Here is a 16,049-nt window from a genome sequence, read left to right on the forward strand (position 1 = left end):
CCATGAGTACTTCGACGAGCCCTTCCGCCGTTGCGCTTCCCCGCCTCGTCACCATCCGCTTCAGCCACTTCTGCGAGAAGGCGCGCTGGGCGCTGGACCGCGCGGGCATCGCGTACCGGGAGGAGTCGCACGTGCCCATCTTCTCGTGGCGCGCGAGCCTGGGGTCGGGCGGCAAGCGCACCGTGCCCTGCCTGGTGACGTCCTCGGGCGTGGTGGCGGACTCCACGGACATCCTGCGCTGGGCGGATGCGCACGCGGCCGTCGCCGCGCCCCTCTTTCCTCCCGGCACGGCGGGCGAGGAGGTGACGGCGCTGGAGGAGGAGTTCGACCGGCGGCTGGGTCCGGCCACGCGGCGCCTCGCCTACTTCTACCTGCTGCAGCGCCCGGAGCTGGTGCGCCGCTTCCTCGCCTCGGCGGGGGAGGGCCTGGAGGCGCGGCTCGCGAGGCGCCTGTTCCCGCTGCTGCGCGCGATGATGGTGCGCGGCCTGCGCCTGGACGCTGCCGGAGCCGAGCGCTCGCGCACCGCGCTGGACGAGGTCTTCGGGCGCGTGGAGGCGCTGCTCGCCGACGGGCGCCGCTACCTCGCGGGCGAGCGCTTCAGCGCCGCGGACCTCACCTTCGCGTCGCTCGCCGCGCCGGTGCTGGTGCCCGACTGCATGAGCCGGGACTACCCGCCGCCCGAAGAGGTGCCCCCGGAGCTCGCTGCGCTCATTGCGCACTGCCGCGAGCGCCCTGCGGGCCGCTTCGCCCTGCGCCTCTTCGCCGAGGAACGCCCGGCGCGGCTCGGAGCGTAGCACTCAGCGCGCCGCATGCAGCGCGCCGCACTCAGCGCGTTGCGCGCAGCGCTTCGACGAAGCGCGCGGCAATGGGCACGGCCACCTTGCCGCCCACGCCGCCGCCCTCCACCAGCACCGCGAAGCCCACGCCCTCGTGCACGCCGATGAACCAGGCGTGCGTTTCGGGTGGCACGGCGTGGCCGAACTCCGCGGTGCCCGTCTTCCCGATGAGCCCCGGCACCCCGGCCGCCGCGCGCCCCGTGCCCTCCGTCACCACCGCGCGCATCAGCGTGCGCAGGGCGGAGGCCGTGCCGGAGGAGAGCTTCGCGTCCGGCACGTCGACGTCCGGGTCCTCGAGCAGGTGCGGCGCCCGCCAGCGCCCCGCCTGCACCGCGGCCGCCACCGAGGCCATGTGCAGGGGCGTGGCGAGCACGCGCCCCTGGCCGATGGCGGCGGCCGCGCGCTCCGCGTCGTCCTGGGGCGGCGGGAAGGTGGCGCCTGGCGAGGGCAGCCCCGCGTCGTAGGCCACCCCGAAGCCGAAGCGGGCCGCGGCGTCCTCGAGCGCGCGCGGGTCCAGGCGCGCCCCCAGCAGCACGAAGGCCGTGTTGCACGAGTGCGCGAAGGCCTCGCGCAGCGTGACGTCGCCCAGCACCTCGGCCTCGAAGTTGCGGAAGCGCTTGCCGCCGGCCACCGCCTCCGCCGGGCACTGCGCGGGGGCACCGGGCTGCATCCCCACCGCCAGCAGCGCCTCGGCCGTCACCACCTTGAAGGTGGAGCCGGGCGGGTAGCGCCCCGTGAGCGCGCGGTGCAGCGGGGCGCCCAGCGGCCGGCTCGCGATGGCCAGCACCGCGCCGCTGCCCGCGTCCACCGCCACCAGCGCGGCCGGCTGGGCCACGCCCTCCAGCGCCGCCTCCGCCGCCCCCTGCACCTCGCGCCGCAGCGTGGTGCGCACCGCCTCGCCCCCGCGCCCCTCGAAGCGCTGCAGCCGCACCCGCTCTCCCGAGGGGCGCACCAGCGCGAGCTCCCCGGAGGGCGCGCCCGCGAGCCTGCGCTCCTGCGCGCGCTCCAGCCCGCTCAAGCCCACCCGGTCCCCCGCCTGGTAGGGCGCACCGAGCGCCGCGAGCGCCTCCGCGGTCACCTCGCCCACGCGCCCCAGGGTGTGCACGGCGAAGCCCTCGGCGGGTGCGAGCCGGGCGCGGGCGCGGCGAAAGAAGATGCCCGGCACCGGCGCGAGCGCGGGGCGCACCTGCGCATAGCGCTCGGGGCGCACGTCGATGAGCGGGACGAAGCCGTCCGCCGTGCGCACCCCCAGCGCGCCCTGCACGCGCGCGGGCTCCACCCCGAGCTGCTCCTGCAGCGCGGCGGCCACCTGCGCGGGGTCCTGCACGCGGCGCGGGTCCACGCCGATGCGCACCACGTCCCCCTCCACCGTGAGCGGCTCGCCGCGGGCATCGAGCAGCGCCCCCCGCGGGCCCCACTCGCGCGTGCGCTGGAAGCGGTCTCCGGCCCGCGCCTCGGGGTGCAGCACCGCGGGGCTCCAGCGCAGCCGCCAGCTGCCGTCCGCCTGCTGCTCGAAGGGCAGGGTGCTCTCCACCTCCCAGTCGCCCAGGCCGCGCACGCTGTGCACCGCGCGCACGCGCACCCGCGCCTCGCCCGCGCGGGCTCCCCCCTCCAGGTCGCGCACCTCGAAGCGCGAGGCCCCGATGCCCAGCCCCTGCCGCCAGCGCTCCTGCTGCGCCGCGAAGTCCGCGGGTGGCGCCACCAGCAGCCGCGCCTGGGTGGCGAGGTCGCCTCGCGCCCACGCGTCCAGGTAGGCCTGCGCCGCCTCCTGCGGCCCGCCGGGAAGGGGCGAGAGCCCTGCGCGCGGAGCGCAGGCCGCGAGGAGCGAGAGGGTGGCGAGGAGGAGGGGCCGGGACCCCGCCCGGTTCAGGAGGCTGCAGCCGTGCACGGCGCGCACTGTGGCCCGCGCGGCCCGGGGCGTGCGAGCGCTTTCCCCCTCCGCCCCGCGTCCGCCGGGGTCCAGGGCAGGCGAGCAGGCTCCCGGGGGCGGCTTCTGGAGGCCTGCAGGGAGGGGAGCGCCGGGGCGGAGAAGGGGGCTGGCCTCCCGGAGGGCGGCGTGTACAGTGCCGCCCGCATGAACACCCATATCTTCCGCGAGTACGACATCCGGGGTCTCGTCGACAAGGACCTCACCATGGAGGTGGTGGAGTTGCTGGGCCAGGGGCTCGGCACCATCGTCGCCCGCAAGGGCGGGCGCTCCATCGTGGTGGGCCGCGACTGCCGCGAGTCCTCCACGCGCTTCCGTGACGCGCTCTGCAAGGGCCTCACCTCCACCGGCCTCAACGTGCTGGACGTGGGCGTGGTGCCCACGCCGCTGACCTACTTCGCGGCCAACACGCTCCCGGTGGACGGGCTCGCCATGATCACCGGCAGCCACAACCCGCCCGAGTACAACGGCTTCAAGATCGGCGCCGGCAAGACCACCTTCCACGGCCACGAGATCCAGGAGCTCAAGAAGCTCATCCTGGCGAAGGACTTCGTGAAGGGCGTGAAGCCCGGCACCGTCACCCCCTACGACATCGTCACGCCCTACAACCACTTCGTCCGCCAGACGGTGAAGGTGGGCCGCAAGGGGATGAAGATCGTCATCGACGCGGGCAACGGCACCGGCGGCGCGGTCGCCGTGCCGCTGTTCCAGAGCATGGGCTTCGACGTGGTGCCCCTCTTCTGCGAGATGGACGCCACCTTCCCCAACCACCACCCGGACCCCACCGTGGTGGAGAACCTCCAGGACCTCATCCAGGCGGTGAAGCGCGAGAAGGCCGAGGTCGGCATCGCGTACGACGGCGACACGGACCGCATCGGCGTCATCGACGACCAGGGCAACATCCTCTGGGGCGACCAGCTGATGATCCTCTTCAGCCGCTACGTGCTGAAGGAGAGCCCGGGCGCGGCCATCGTGGGCGAGGTCAAGTGCAGCTACACGCTGTACGACGACATCGCGAAGCACGGCGGCAAGCCGGTGATGTGGAAGGCGGGCCACTCGCTCATCAAGGCGAAGATGAAGGAGGAGCACGCGGAGCTGGCCGGCGAGATGAGCGGCCACATCTTCTTCAAGCAGCGCTACTTCGGCTTCGACGACGCGGTCTACTCCACCGCGCGCCTGCTGGAGATCCTCACCCACGAGAAGCAGAAGCTCTCCGGCCTGCTCTCGGACGTGCCCAAGACCTTCGCCAGCCCCGAGCTGCGCGTGGACACGGTGGAGGAGAAGAAGTTCGAGGTGGTGCGCCGCGCCACCGAGCTGCTGCGCCAGGCGGGCCACCAGATCGTGGACGTGGACGGCGTGCGCGTGACCCTGCCGGATGGCGCCTGGGGCCTCATCCGCTCCTCCAACACCCAGCCCATCCTCGTGGTGCGCTACGAGGCGAGCAGCGAGGCGCGCCTCAAGGAGGTGCAGGCGCTCATCGAGGCCACCGTCGCGCGCGCCCAGCGCGAGGCGGGCGTCTAGCCTGGCCACGCTGGGGATCGACCTGGGCGGCACCTTCGCCCGGGCCGCCGTGGTGGACGAGGCGGGGCGCATCCTCGCCGCGTCCCGCGCGGCGCTCGGCGAGCGCAGCCCCCCGGCGGTCGTGGAGTGCATCGGGCGCGCGGCCGAGGAGGCGCTGCGCCTGGCCGGCGTGCCCGTGCGCGCGGTGGGCGTGGGCGCCGCGGCGCAGATTCCCTCCGAGGGCCGCATCGCCGTGGCGCCCAACCTCGGCTGGCGCGACGTGCCCCTGGGCGCACTGCTGCAGGCGCGGCTCGGGCGCCCCGTGCGCCTGGTGAACGACCTGTCCGCCGCCGCCTGGGGCGAGCTGCGGGTGGGCGCGGGCCGCGGCGCGCAGGACCTCCTGGTGGTCTTCGTGGGCTCGGGCGTGGGCAGCGCCATCGTGGCCAACGGCCAGCTGCTGCAGGGCGCCAATGGCGTCGGCGCGGAGCTGGGCCACGTGAAGGCGGTGCCCGGAGGGCGCGCCTGCGGCTGCGGCGAGAAGGGCTGCCTCGAGGCCTACGCGGGCGGCCACCACCTCGTCGCCCAGGCGCGCGAGCTGCTGCAGCGGGGCGCCTCGCCCGCGCTCGCGCGGCTGTGCGCCGAAGATCCCGCGCGCCTCACCCCCGTGCACCTCGAGCAGGCCGCGCGCGAGGGGGACGCCGAGGCCACACGCGTGCACGCGCAGGCGGCCCACCTGCTCGCGCTCGCGGTGGCCAACCAGGTGACGGTGCTCAACCCCGCGCGGCTCATCCTCGGCGGCGGCGTGCTCACCCACTGCCCGGGCCTGCGCGAGCGCGTGCTGCAGGGCGTGCAGGACTGGAGCGGGCGCACCGCGCGCGAGGGGCTGCTGGTGCTCGACGCCGAGCTGGGTGACGACAGCGGACTCATCGGCGCGGCGCTGCTGGCCTGAGCCGACGCCTACCGGACGGTTGCCGTCCTCGCGTGCCCGCCGCTCTGTCCACCAGGCAGGCACCGGGCGCGCTCCCGCAACGCTCGCGGCCGCCGGGGGTTATCTCTCGTGAAGAGGGGAGTGAGGCGTCCGGGGCACGGCCGGGCGCCTGCGCGCACGACGCGCTGGAGGATGTGGCAATGAAGTCGATGTGGACGGGGTGGGCGGTGCTGGCGGCGGTGCTGTTCGGCGCTGCGGGTGCCCGCGCGCAGACCGAGCCGGTGCCCGCCGAGACGAGCGGCCCGCAGCAGCAGACCGACGCGAGCGCGGAGGACGCAGCGCCCGTCACCGCCCCCGAGGCGCCCCCGGCGCTTCCCCACGAGCAGCGCGGCCCCCCGCCCTTCGCGGGAGCCACCTGGACCTCGGGCAGCTGGTACTGGGACCACGGCACCTGGCGCTTCAAGCCGGGCGCGTGGATTGCCACCCTGCCGGGCTACCACTACGTGAACGGCTACTGGCACTTCGAGGGCGCGGCGCAGTGGCGCTGGGTGGAGGGCGGCTGGGCGCGCCCCGGCTCACTCGAGGTGGAGATTCCCGCCACGGCCGTGGCCGACGGCACGCTGCGCAGCCCCGAGCCCCCGCCGCCGGCCCAGGCCGAGACGCAGCCTCCCGCGCCGGCCCCGGACGCCGTGTGGGCCGCAGGCTACTGGTACTGGAGTGACCGCGGCTGGGCGTGGATTCCGGGCACCTGGCTCGCGCGGCCCGCCGTCGGCTGGGCATACGTGGGCCCCACCTGGTACGCGAGCGGCGGCGCCTGGTACTTCCGCAGCGGCGGCTGGGCCGTGGGCGTGGGGCTGCACGTGGCGGTGCCCATCTACCGCCACGCCTACGTGTCCGTGGGCTTCGGCAACCCCTACTACCCCGTGCACCTGTGGCACCGGCCCTGGTACGGCTACGGGTACGGGTATCGCTACGGCTACCCGCGCTACTACGGGCCGCGCTACTACGCGCCGCACGTCTACGCCCCGCGCTACGTCGGCCGCCCCTACGGGCACTCGCACGGGGCAGGGCACGGCGGTGGACACGGCCACCGCTGAGCGTCAGGCGCGCCCGGGCCGCTGCAGCGCACCGGGCGCCGTCCACGTGCACTCGTAGCTCACCTCGCCGAGGCCCCGCGGCTGCGCGCGCACCTCGCCGTCCACGTCCACCTCGAGCAGCAGCCGCTGCAGCAGCCCCAGGTAGAAGTCCGCGGGCAGCGGGTCCGCGCTGCAGCTGAGGCGACGGTGCCCGAGGCCGAGCGCGTGCATCCGGTGCTGCCCGAAGCCCAGCGCCCGGTCCAGCGTGGCCGGCAGCCGGTCCAGCAGGGCCACCGGGTCGCGCGCGGCCACCGCGCCCGCCAGCGGCCCGCTCAGCGCGCCGAAGTACACGCGCGCGCTCTCCGCGCCCAGGCACTGCAGCGCGAGCTCGCGCGAGCCCAGCATCTCCTCCAGGTAGTCCGCGCTCGCGGCGAGCAGCCGCAGGAAGTCCTGCGCGGGGTAGCGCTGCGCCGCGGCCCAGCCGCCGCCCGGGGGTTGCTGCGCGAGCCCCCGCACCGCGCCCTCACCGCCCCACGCGCGCACCACGCCCTGCAGCGCACAGAACAGCGCCCCCCAGGTGCGGTCCTCGGGTCCGAGCCAGGCGAGACTGCGCCGAAGCGCCTCGCGCTCCGCTGCCATCTGGACGTCCGGTGCGTTCACGTGGGGAGCCCCCCTCTCTCTCCTCTGCAGGTGGGCATCTGTGCCCCGAGGTGCAATGTCCCCAGGGTGCACCCCCGCTGGCCCGCCTGCCGGTGCACGCGCCTTTGCAACGTCCGAAAGCGGGCGGCGGCGGCGGCCTAGTCGAGCTGGAAGGTGTAGGTGTACTTGAGCTCGGTCGCCACCGGCTCGCCGCCCTTGGTGGCGGGGCGGAAGCGGAAGCGGCGCAGCGCGTCGCGCGCGGCCTCGTCCAGCCCGTAGCCCGGGCCGCTCAGCACCTTCACCGCCACCACGCGCCCGTCCGAGTCCACGGTGATGGAGAGCACCACCTGGCCCTCCACCTGCGCGCGCCGCGCCTCGGGCGGGTAGGGGGGCTTGTACTCGGAGAGCACCGCGGGCGCCGAGTCCACCTGGTACACCGGCACGTAGCGCGCCGCGGAGTAGGGCTTCACCGCGGCGGGGGCCTGCGCCTTGTCCGCCGTCTTGCCGTAGGCGGTGTTGCCCACCGGCGCGCTGAAGGTGCCCGCGGTGGTGGTGGAGGACATGGAGATGCCCACCACCAGCGGCGCCTTGGCGGGCTGCGGGGGCGGCGCGTCGTTCGGAGGCGGGGGCGCCTCGGGCTGTGGGGGCGGAGGCTTCGCCGCGGCGGCCACCTTCACCGGCGGCGGGCGCACCGGCCGGGGCGCGGGGCGAGGCGGCTCCTCCTTCTTGGGCTCTGCGGGTGGCGGCGGCGGGGGCGGCTTCTGCACCTCCACCATCACCAGCTCCACGGCCTTGTTCAGGGGCGCCGGCGCGCGCGCCTCCATCCGGCTCATCGCCACGAAGGCGGCCGCGTGCAGGCCCACCGAGACGAGCAGGAACAGCCACGGCGAGCGCCGCGCGCGGCCGCGATCCTTCTGCAGCAGCTCGGTCTCGTGGGCAGCAGCGGAGGGCATCGGTGCGGGCGCTACGGCGAGGCGGGGCGCGCCGAGGGCGCCACGTCCTTCTCGATGTTGAGGGCGAAGCGGGCGATGCCCTGGCCCTTCACCACGTCGATGAGGTGCATCACGCGGCCGTAGGGAAGCGACTGGTCCGCGCTGATGATGGCGCGCGTCTGCGGGTCCTTCTGCAGCTGCGCGGCCGCCTTCTGCTGCAGCTCGCCTTCCGTCACCGGCGCGCCGTCGAAGTAGAGCTGCCCCGCCTTGTCCAGCACCACGTTGACGAGCCCCTGCACCGTCTCGCCGCCGTTGGCCGCCTTGGGCAGGTCCACCTCCACCGTCTCCTTCACGATGAAGTTCGCCGTCACCATGAAGATGATGAGCAGCACCAGCGTGATGTCCACGAGCGGCGTCACGTTGATGCCGACGATCTCCTCGTCCGCGTCGCCCTGCTGAACCCCCGCCATGGCGCTACTTCCCCTCGCCCGTGCGCCGCTCGGCGCGCAGCGCACCCACCAGCGCGAAGCCCAGCGCGTTGGTGCGGCTGGTGAGCGTCTTGAGCTGGCGGTTGAAGAGGTTGAAGGCGACGACGGCGGGGATGGCGACCGCGAGGCCCACCGCCGTGGCCACGAGCGCCTCGGAGATGCCCGCCATCACCGTCTGCTGGATGGCTCCGCCCTTGGCGCCGCTGCGGCCCAGGTCGTTGAAGGCCTTGATGATGCCGAGCACCGTGCCGAAGAGGCCGATGAAGGGCGCGTTGTTGCCCAGCGTCCCCAGGAACGAGAGGAAGCGCTCGTACTGCGGGCGCTCGCGGGCGACGGTGGAGGCGATGACCTGCTCCACGGTGTCCGGGCCCTTGGAGATGCTCGCGAGCCCCTCGCGCACCACGGCCGCCTCCATGCCGGGGCGGTCGCCCACGGCGCTGCGCACCGCATCGAACTCGCCGCGCGCCAGCTGCAGCGCGAGCGCCTCCGAGTTGGGCAGGCGGTGGCGCGCGAAGTACACCGCACGCTCCAGCATCAGCGCGATGGACGCCACGGAGAGCGACACCAGCACCCACAGCACCCACTCGGCGCTGCCGAGCGTGACGCCCAGCAGCTTGTGGCTGAGCCAGCCCAGGTTCTCGTTGGGCAGCTGGGCGAGGAGAAGGGGGAAGTTCATGGGCAGCGGGGTCTCCAGAGCGAACGGCCCGTCCGTTCCGCCGCATCTGTTGCCGCCGGGCCCCGCAAAGTCAAACGAATCGGCGCACGGACGCTCCACTGCCCGGCTGCCGCTTCAGTAGTCCTTCGTCCAGATGATGTCCGCGCCGCCCGAGCCCGCGTCGCCGTAGCCGAGCTCGAAGCTCCAGGCGGGCAGGAACTGGTACTCGAAGCGCACCGCATTCGCGTTCTCACCGCGGGTGCGGTCCGCGTTGAACTGGCCGGTGTAGCCGATGTAGACCTTCGTCCCGATGTACTTGCCCACCTCGAGCGTCGCGAGGTCGAGGCCCTTGTCTCCCGCCTCGATGGAGAACACGTCGAGCGGCAGCTTGTCGCTGATCACCTTCTTGGCCTGCGAGGCGAGCAGCGAGCCCACGATCGAGGCCGCCTGCGCGCTGCCGCTGCTGGAAGCGCCCGAGCCGCGGCGCAGCGTGCGCCGCCCGGTGGCGAGCAGCGTGTAGATCTCGGTCTCCGGCAGCGGCGGCTGGCTGGTGGGCTTGAAGCTCACCTCGGTGCCCTGGCCGCGCACCGTCACGAACACCGTGATGGGCGGCGACTCCTGCTCCACCACGTGCTCCGCCGTCACGTTGAGGAAGGGCGTCGCGGCGGGGCCCGTGAAGCGCACCGTGCTGTCGCGCTGCACGTCGAAGCGGCGCCCCAGCACCGTCACCTGCCCGCGCAGCAGGCGCACCTCGCCATAGATGCGCGACTCGGTGGTGTACTCCACCCGGAAGTCCTCGCTCAGCCCCGCCTCGGCGTTCACGTCCGAGCCGTGCACCCAGAGGTTGCGCGGGGCGTTGATGGTGATCCAGATGCGGCGTGCCGGCGGGCCCTTCACCACCGCCTCCGCCGCCTCCTCGGGCATGGGCTTGAGCCCCTGCGCCTCGCGCAGCTGGCCCTGCAGGACTTTCAGCTTGCGCGCCTGCTCGCGGTTCACCGGCCGGCCGCGGCGCACCACCACCACGTCCTCGGGGCGCGCGAGCGGCTGCAGGTCCTTGCGCGCGAGCTCCGGCAGCGTGAGGTGCGCCTCGGGGATGGCGAGGTTGCGCAGGTTGATGAGGCGCTCGGTGGCCTCGCCCTCCAGCGTGAGGCGCGTGGAGAGCGTGCCCACCAGCTGGTCCTCGTACACGATGGGGAAGTCCTGCGCCTTGCCCTTGCCGGTGATGTCGAAGCGGCTGCCGCCCGTGCGCGTGGCGAGCGCGCTCAGCTGCACGCTGCCCGCGCCGCTGCGCGCGCTCAGGTCCTTCACCTCCACCCGCTCGTTGTTGCCCTGCAGCGCCAGGTGCAGCTCGCGCAGCGGGGTGTAGCCCTCGTACGCGAGCACGCCGCGGCTCAGCTCCAGCTGCCCCTGGAAGCCGGGGCTCGCCACCGTGCCGCTCGCCTTCGCGTCCGCCACCAGGATGCCCGCGAGCTCGGTCACCCCCGGCACGCCGCCGGAGAGGAAGGCGAGGTCGAAGTTCTGCGCCTTGAGGCTCGCGGTGAGCGGCGCGGCCCCCACCGTCATCGGCTTCTGCATCGCGGCCCACGAGAGGTCCAGCCCCAGCGTGCCCTGCAGCTGCAGGCTGCCGCCGCCCGGCGCCTGCAGGCGCGCATCCAGCGTGGAGCGCGCCTGCGCGTAGCGGTAGCTCACCGTGCCGCGGCCCAGCGCGAGCTTGCCCACGCCCAGCTTCTCCAGCGTCGCGTCCAGCGAGAGCTTCGGCGCCTGCAGCGTGCCCGTGAAGTGCAGCTCGCTGCCGAGCACCGCGCCCAGCGTCTTGTTCGCGAGCTCCGGGTCCACCGCCATCCCGGGCAGGTCGCGCAGCGCCACCGGCTCGGTGCGCGCCGCGAGCTCCAGCGGCACCTCGGGCAGGCGCTTCACGTCCATCAGCGCCGAGAGCGGCGCCTTCGCCCCGAAGGCCAGCGCCACCAGCGGCGCGTGCCCCTGCGTGCGGCGCACCCCCAGGTTCGCCTTCACGTCCTTCTCTCCCGCGATGACCGTGAGCAGCGCGTCGAGCGGCGGCTGCCTTCGCACCGTGGCCCCGTCGAGCATCACGTCCAGCCGGCCCACGGGCGCCGCCGGCGTGCCCGAGGCCTCGAGCCGCAGGGACGCGAGGCCGTCCGCGCGCGCGGTGGACGCGCCCGGCTGGGCGAAGAGCTTGAGCGGCAGCCCGATGAATTCCGACGCGAGCTTGATCGGCGTGCGCATCGCCGCCTCCACCGTGGGCGGCCGGGTGATGAGCCCGCTCACGGTGTAGGGCGTCTCCAGCTGCACGTAGCCCTTCTGCACCACGTTGAGCAGCGCGAGCCGCACGCCCAGCGCGCCGTCCTCCGCGCGGCTCTTCGCCGTGAGCTCCAGGTCCGCGGGCGGCAGCGTCGCGGCCGTGCCCTGGCGCAGGTTCAGCTGCAGTGCCCGGATGCGCGCGTCCAGCCGCGGGTCGCTCGCGAGCCCCTCCAGCAGCAGGCTCGCCTCGAGGCTGCCGGTGAGCGGCTCCGGGCGGCCCAGCGCTTTCATCGCGCGCGCCAGGTCCATGCGCTCGAGCTGCAGCTTCAGGTGCACCGGCTCGCGGCGGCGGCGCAGCAGCGCCTGCACCGGCACGTCGAAGTCACTCGCGAGCTGCGCGGGCGGCGCGCTCGCGCGCAGCGTGCCGCTCGCCCGGTCCTTCACGTAGCGCGCGTCCAGCTGCAGCCCCAGGTCCTGGTAGCGCTGGAAGCGCCCGCCCTCGAGCTTCACGCTCAGCTCCGCGTCGGGCCGCGGCAGGGCGCCCCTCGCGCGCAACCGCACGTCCAGCGTGCCCGCGAGCCCCAGCTCCGGCGGCACGAACACCTTGGGCAGCCGCGCGAGGTCCAGCGCCTCCACCTCCACGCGCCCGTCCACCCGCTGGCCCGCGAGCCGCGCCTCGAACAGCAGCCGCTGCGCGCCGCTCTTCAGCGTGAGCGGGGTGAGGGAGAAGAGCCCCGTGGGGAAGCGCAGCTGGCTCGTCCCCTGCGAGGTCCACGTCGCCTCGGGGTAGTGCACGCTGAGCTGCTGGATGGCGAGCCCCTGGCCGTCCGCGTCCACCAGGCCCGCGAGCTGCAGGCCCAGGTCCGCGGCTCCTTGCGCGCGCGCGGTGGCCTTGAGCTGGCGGCCCTGCGTGACGAGCGTCAGCGCCAGGTCCTTGAAGGTGCGCTCGCCGCTCTTGAGCTGGTTCACCACCAGCGCCGCGTCCGTCTCCAGCGGGCGCTGCACGTCCGGCAGCTGCGCGCGCAGGGTGAGCCCCTGCAGCTGCGTGGTGCCGTAGCCCAGGCTCGCGAAGCTGCCCTGGAGCTTCACCCCGGGGTGGCGCAGCGGCCCCTCCAGCGTGAAGTCCAGGCCGCCGCTGCCCTTGAGCGGCAGGGCGGGGTTGCCGGAGAGCCGCGCGAGCGCATCCGCGAAGAGCGCGAGGTTGCCCGCGTCCAGGTGCCCCTGGAAGCGGAAGCGCTCCTGCGTCCCGCGGCCCTCGCCGCCCAGGCTCACGCCCGGCATCAGCGCCCGCAGCTCGGAGACGCTGTAACGCCCGTCCTTCGCGCTCGCGTGCAGCTCCACCGGGCCCAGCGGCTGGCCGCGGAAGCGCGAGGGGCTCACCCGCAGGTCCACCGCGCCGTCCAGCGTGTCCAGGCGGGTGCCGCCGCCGTGGGCCTTGAGGTCCGCGAAGAGGCTCGTCACCGGGCCGTCCTCGATGAGCTCCTTCAGGTTCACGTTCTGCGCCGTGACATGCAGCGCGTCCGCACGCTGCGCGTCGATGTCCCCCGAGCCCTCCGCGCTCAGGCGCGCCGACGCCGCCTGCACCTGGAGCGAGAGCCTCGCCTTGCTCCCCTCGCGCGCGCCCGTGCCCTGCGCCGTCACCGGAACTTGCAGCGGCCAGGTGGGCAGGAAGGCGCGCACGGTGGCCGGCTCCGCCTCCAGCCGCTTCAGCTGCACGCTCAGGTGCAGCGGGTCCTGCATCGCGAGCTCCGCGTCCACGCCCGCCCCGGCCACCTGCAGTGAGAGAGCTCCTTGCGCGCCCTCGCCCTCGCCCGAGCCCTTCACGCTCAGCTTCACCGGCCCCTGCACGGGCAGGGTGAGGCGCGCGGCCGCCTCCAGCGCGGCCTCGTACGCAGGCTTCGCGGCGGCGTAGGCGGCGCTGCCCTTCGCGCCCAGGTCCTCGAGCCGCAGGTGCAACTCGTTTGCATCTGCGCTCTGCGGCTCCATCCGCAGGTCCACGTAGCCCTGCTCCAGCGTGAGGCCGCGCAGGGTGAGCTTGAGCTGGCTCTGCGTGGCCGGCTCCTCGGGCTTGGGCGTGCGCGGCGCCACGGCGCGCGCGAGGTTGAGGCCGCGCTCGTCCTGCAGCAGGTACAGGCGCGGGCGGAGGATCTGCACCCGCGTCAGGTCCACCGAGCGGCTCGCGAGCGCGCGCAAGCTGAGGTCCGCCTCCACGCGCTCGATCTCCGCGACCAGCTCGCCCTCGGGGTCGTAGAGCTTGAGCCCGTACACGGTGAGCCCGTTGCCGCGCAGGTCCAGGCGCTCGAAGTCCAGCCTTCCCGCGAGCGCGTCCCCTGCCGCGTTGAGCGCCACCTTCTTGAGCCAGCGCTCCCCCGGCGCGTGCGAGAGGAACACCAGCCCGCCGGCGACCAGGAGCAGCAGCAGCCCCACGAGCCCGAGCAGCCCGAGCCCGAGCCGCCGCAGCCACGGGTGGCGGCGCGCGGGGGGCGAGGCAGGGGGCGTGGACGCGGGCTCGCTCAAAACGCCTCTCCGATGGACAGGTGGAAGGAGCAGCGACCTTCAGGGGCACCGGGGTACTTCGTCCCCTTGTTGCCGAAGAGCCCGAAGCAGCTGGTGTCGTTGAGGTCCTCGACCAGCTGCTGCTCCGCTGGAGTGGTCGCGCCGGAGTAGACGCGCAGGGGTCCACCGAAGGGCGGCCGGTAGCCGATGTCCAGGCGGATGGGCCCGATGAGGGTGAGGTAGCGCAGGCCGATGCCCACCGCGTGCTGCAGCGTGTCTCGGTCACCGAAAGGCTCGGTGGGCAGGGGCACTCCAGCGTTGTCGCGCAGCGGCACCTTGGGCGCCGTCACCAGGCCCGTCTCGTAGAACGCGGCGAGCACCAGGCTCTGGGTAACCCGGTAGCGCGCCTCGAAGGAGGTCTCGAGGAGTCCCTCGCCTCCGATAGGCACCAACTCCGCCGAGGGCAGGTTGTCCTTCTTGTTCGGGTCGCACTCCTCCGGTGGCCGGTACACCGGGTTCCCGTTTTCGTCGAACTTGGTGATGCACTTGTTCGGGAGGATCTGCCCAAGCTGCGGCGAGAGCCTGCGGCTGTTGAAGCCGCGCATCAGGTCACCGCCCGAGAAGAAGCGGGTGATGATGGGGCTGTTCGGCTCGCCTCCGTTCTGGCCGATGGGAAACATCTTGCCCGCCCGCACGCGGGCCGAGAGGGTGAGCCGGCGCGCGTCGTCCACCGTCCTGTACACGCGCGCCTCGGGCAGCACGCGCAGGTAGGTGAAGTCCCCCTGCAGCACGCTGCCCGCCTCCTGCAGCCCCAGCGCCATGTAGTAGCCGCTGCGCGGCTCGGAGACGTCGTCGCGCCGATCCCAGGTGATGAGCTGCTCCAGGTAGCTCAGTGCGATGGTGCAGGAAGCGGAGAGCGTGTCGGCGCAGCCGAAGGCGAGCGCCGGTGCCGTTCCACCGAGGGTCGCGCGCTCGTCGCCGCTGAAGTGGTCGATCTCGATGCTGTACGCCGGCGCGATCGTGAGCGAGCGGTGCGGCTGCCAGGCCACGCCCGTGCGCAGGCGCGCCGTGTTGAATGCGTAGGCGGGCTCGAGGCCGCGCTCGAAGGTGAGCGAGGCCTGCCCGCGCACGTCGCGGAAGAGGAAGCGCGGCTGCTCGAACTCCGCCGTCGCATTGGCCACCGGGCCGCTGTCATCCGCATTGCCGCGCACCGCCGAGATCGCGCTGGGCAGGAACGCGTAGCCTACGCGCGCGCGCAGGGTGAGCTTGCGCAGGCCGCCGAAGAAGTTGCGGTCGGTGTACTCCGTCAGGAGGCGCACCTCCTGCCGCACGCTCTCCACGCCGACGCCGCCACCCGCGCGGATGGAGTGGAAGGGCGCCTCGCTCACGTCCACCACGATGGGCACCGTGCCCGCCTCGCGGTCCGGCGCGCCGCGGTTCACCTTCACGGCGCCGAACACGCCCATGCGGAACACGCGCGCCTGCGCCTCCACCAGCGCGCTCTCGCTGTACCACGCCCCCTTCTTCACCGCGCCCTGCGCCTGCTCGATGACGCGGCGGTGGTTCACCTTGGGGTTCGCGTCCGTGGCCACGAAGGTGTTGCCGAAGCGGTAGCGCTTGCCCGGGTCCGCCACCACCAGCACCTTCGCCTCCTGGGTGGCCACGTCCACCGTGGTGCTCCCGCTCACCTCGGCCTCGGCGTAGCCCAGCTCGCGCAGGCGCGCCTGGATGGTCGTCTTCACGCCCTCCCAGTCCAGCTCCTTGAACACGTCCCCCTTCACCAGCGGCAGGTCCGCGAGCGCGCGCTTGCGGTGGTCCTCGGGCAGCTTGTCGAAGCCGCGGAACTCGATGCTCGCGATGCGGGTCACGGGCCCCTCGCGCACCTGCACGCTCAGGTCCACCGCCTTGTCCCCGTGCGGCTTCACCTGGCTGCTCAGCACCTGGGCCTGGTAGTAGCCCTCCGCCTCGTAGAAGCGCTCGATGCGGCGCAGGTCCGCCTGCCACGCGTTCGCGTCGAAGTAGCGCGGCTCGTCGAAGGGCCAGAAGGGCTCGTACCAGGGCGTGGCCGTGGTGAGGATCTTCGCCTTGATGTCCCCCTCCTTCACCTCCTTCGACCCCTTCACCTCGAGGCTGTGCACCTTGGGGCCGGGGGGAGGGCGCGTGCTCGCGCAGCCCGCAGCGGCGGCCAGGACCAGGACGGCGAGCAGGGCCAGGGGGCGGGGGAGGGAGACGGCGTACACACGTCGTATTTACTTCCTGCGCGCGGGGTTGGCTTCCCTCTTGCGCGGCAGAATCGCGTGGGACTGTCCGGCA

At 73.8% G+C, this 16,049-nt stretch carries 11 protein-coding genes; 4 read left to right on the forward strand and 7 right to left on the reverse strand.

What is annotated here, in order from left to right:
• Positions 1-2 precede the first annotated feature (2 nt).
• Positions 3-794 carry a glutathione S-transferase family protein gene (locus FGE12_RS27400; protein ID WP_153869585.1) on the forward strand — a complete coding sequence of 264 codons (792 nt, stop codon included), beginning with the start codon at positions 3-5 and terminating at the stop codon, positions 792-794.
• 31 nt (positions 795-825) lie between these two features.
• On the opposite strand, the gene FGE12_RS27405 is transcribed toward FGE12_RS27400, so the two are convergent.
• Complete coding sequence (locus FGE12_RS27405) at positions 826-2,724, reverse strand: penicillin-binding transpeptidase domain-containing protein (protein WP_370459170.1); 1,899 nt, start codon at positions 2,722-2,724, stop codon at positions 826-828.
• Between the two features lie 186 nt (positions 2,725-2,910).
• On the opposite strand from FGE12_RS27405, the gene FGE12_RS27410 reads away from it, so the two are divergent.
• The 3 genes from FGE12_RS27410 (at position 2,911) to FGE12_RS27420 (ending at position 6,288) form a co-directional block, all read left to right on the forward strand.
• Positions 2,911-4,284, forward strand: a complete 1,374-nt coding sequence (locus tag FGE12_RS27410; protein WP_153869587.1) for a phosphomannomutase/phosphoglucomutase — start codon at positions 2,911-2,913, stop codon at positions 4,282-4,284.
• Between the two features lies 1 nt (position 4,285).
• On the forward strand, positions 4,286-5,212 hold the full coding sequence (locus FGE12_RS27415; RefSeq protein ID WP_153869631.1) for an ROK family protein: 927 nt from the start codon (positions 4,286-4,288) through the stop codon (positions 5,210-5,212).
• A 179-nt stretch (positions 5,213-5,391) separates the two neighbouring features.
• Positions 5,392-6,288: a YXWGXW repeat-containing protein gene (locus tag FGE12_RS27420; RefSeq protein ID WP_153869588.1), complete on the forward strand. Its 897-nt coding sequence runs from the start codon at positions 5,392-5,394 to the stop codon at positions 6,286-6,288.
• 3 nt (positions 6,289-6,291) lie between these two features.
• Here FGE12_RS27420 and FGE12_RS27425 read toward each other — a convergent pair whose 3' ends face one another.
• The 6 genes from FGE12_RS27425 to FGE12_RS27450 form a co-directional block, all read right to left on the reverse strand.
• The gene (locus FGE12_RS27425; RefSeq protein ID WP_153869589.1) at positions 6,292-6,927 is read right to left on the reverse strand and encodes a DUF2378 family protein; all 636 of its coding nucleotides are present in this window, start codon (positions 6,925-6,927) and stop codon (positions 6,292-6,294) included.
• Between the two features lie 137 nt (positions 6,928-7,064).
• Positions 7,065-7,859: an energy transducer TonB gene (locus FGE12_RS27430; protein WP_153869590.1), complete on the reverse strand. Its 795-nt coding sequence runs from the start codon at positions 7,857-7,859 to the stop codon at positions 7,065-7,067.
• 11 nt (positions 7,860-7,870) lie between these two features.
• Positions 7,871-8,308: a biopolymer transporter ExbD gene (locus tag FGE12_RS27435; RefSeq protein WP_153869591.1), complete on the reverse strand. Its 438-nt coding sequence runs from the start codon at positions 8,306-8,308 to the stop codon at positions 7,871-7,873.
• Between the two features lie 4 nt (positions 8,309-8,312).
• Entirely contained in the window at positions 8,313-9,002 is a 690-nt protein-coding gene (locus tag FGE12_RS27440; protein ID WP_153869592.1) for a MotA/TolQ/ExbB proton channel family protein, read from the reverse strand.
• Between the two features lie 114 nt (positions 9,003-9,116).
• Positions 9,117-13,757, reverse strand: a complete 4,641-nt coding sequence (locus FGE12_RS27445; protein WP_153869593.1) for a translocation/assembly module TamB — start codon at positions 13,755-13,757, stop codon at positions 9,117-9,119.
• On the reverse strand, positions 13,754-15,976 hold the full coding sequence (locus FGE12_RS27450; RefSeq protein ID WP_194798334.1) for a POTRA domain-containing protein: 2,223 nt from the start codon (positions 15,974-15,976) through the stop codon (positions 13,754-13,756). Before FGE12_RS27450 ends, FGE12_RS27445 begins: the two co-directional genes overlap by 4 nt.
• Positions 15,977-16,049: the final 73 nt, after the last annotated feature.

It is taken from the genome of Aggregicoccus sp. 17bor-14 (genome assembly GCF_009659535.1).
Taxonomy (GTDB): domain Bacteria; phylum Myxococcota; class Myxococcia; order Myxococcales; family Myxococcaceae; genus Aggregicoccus.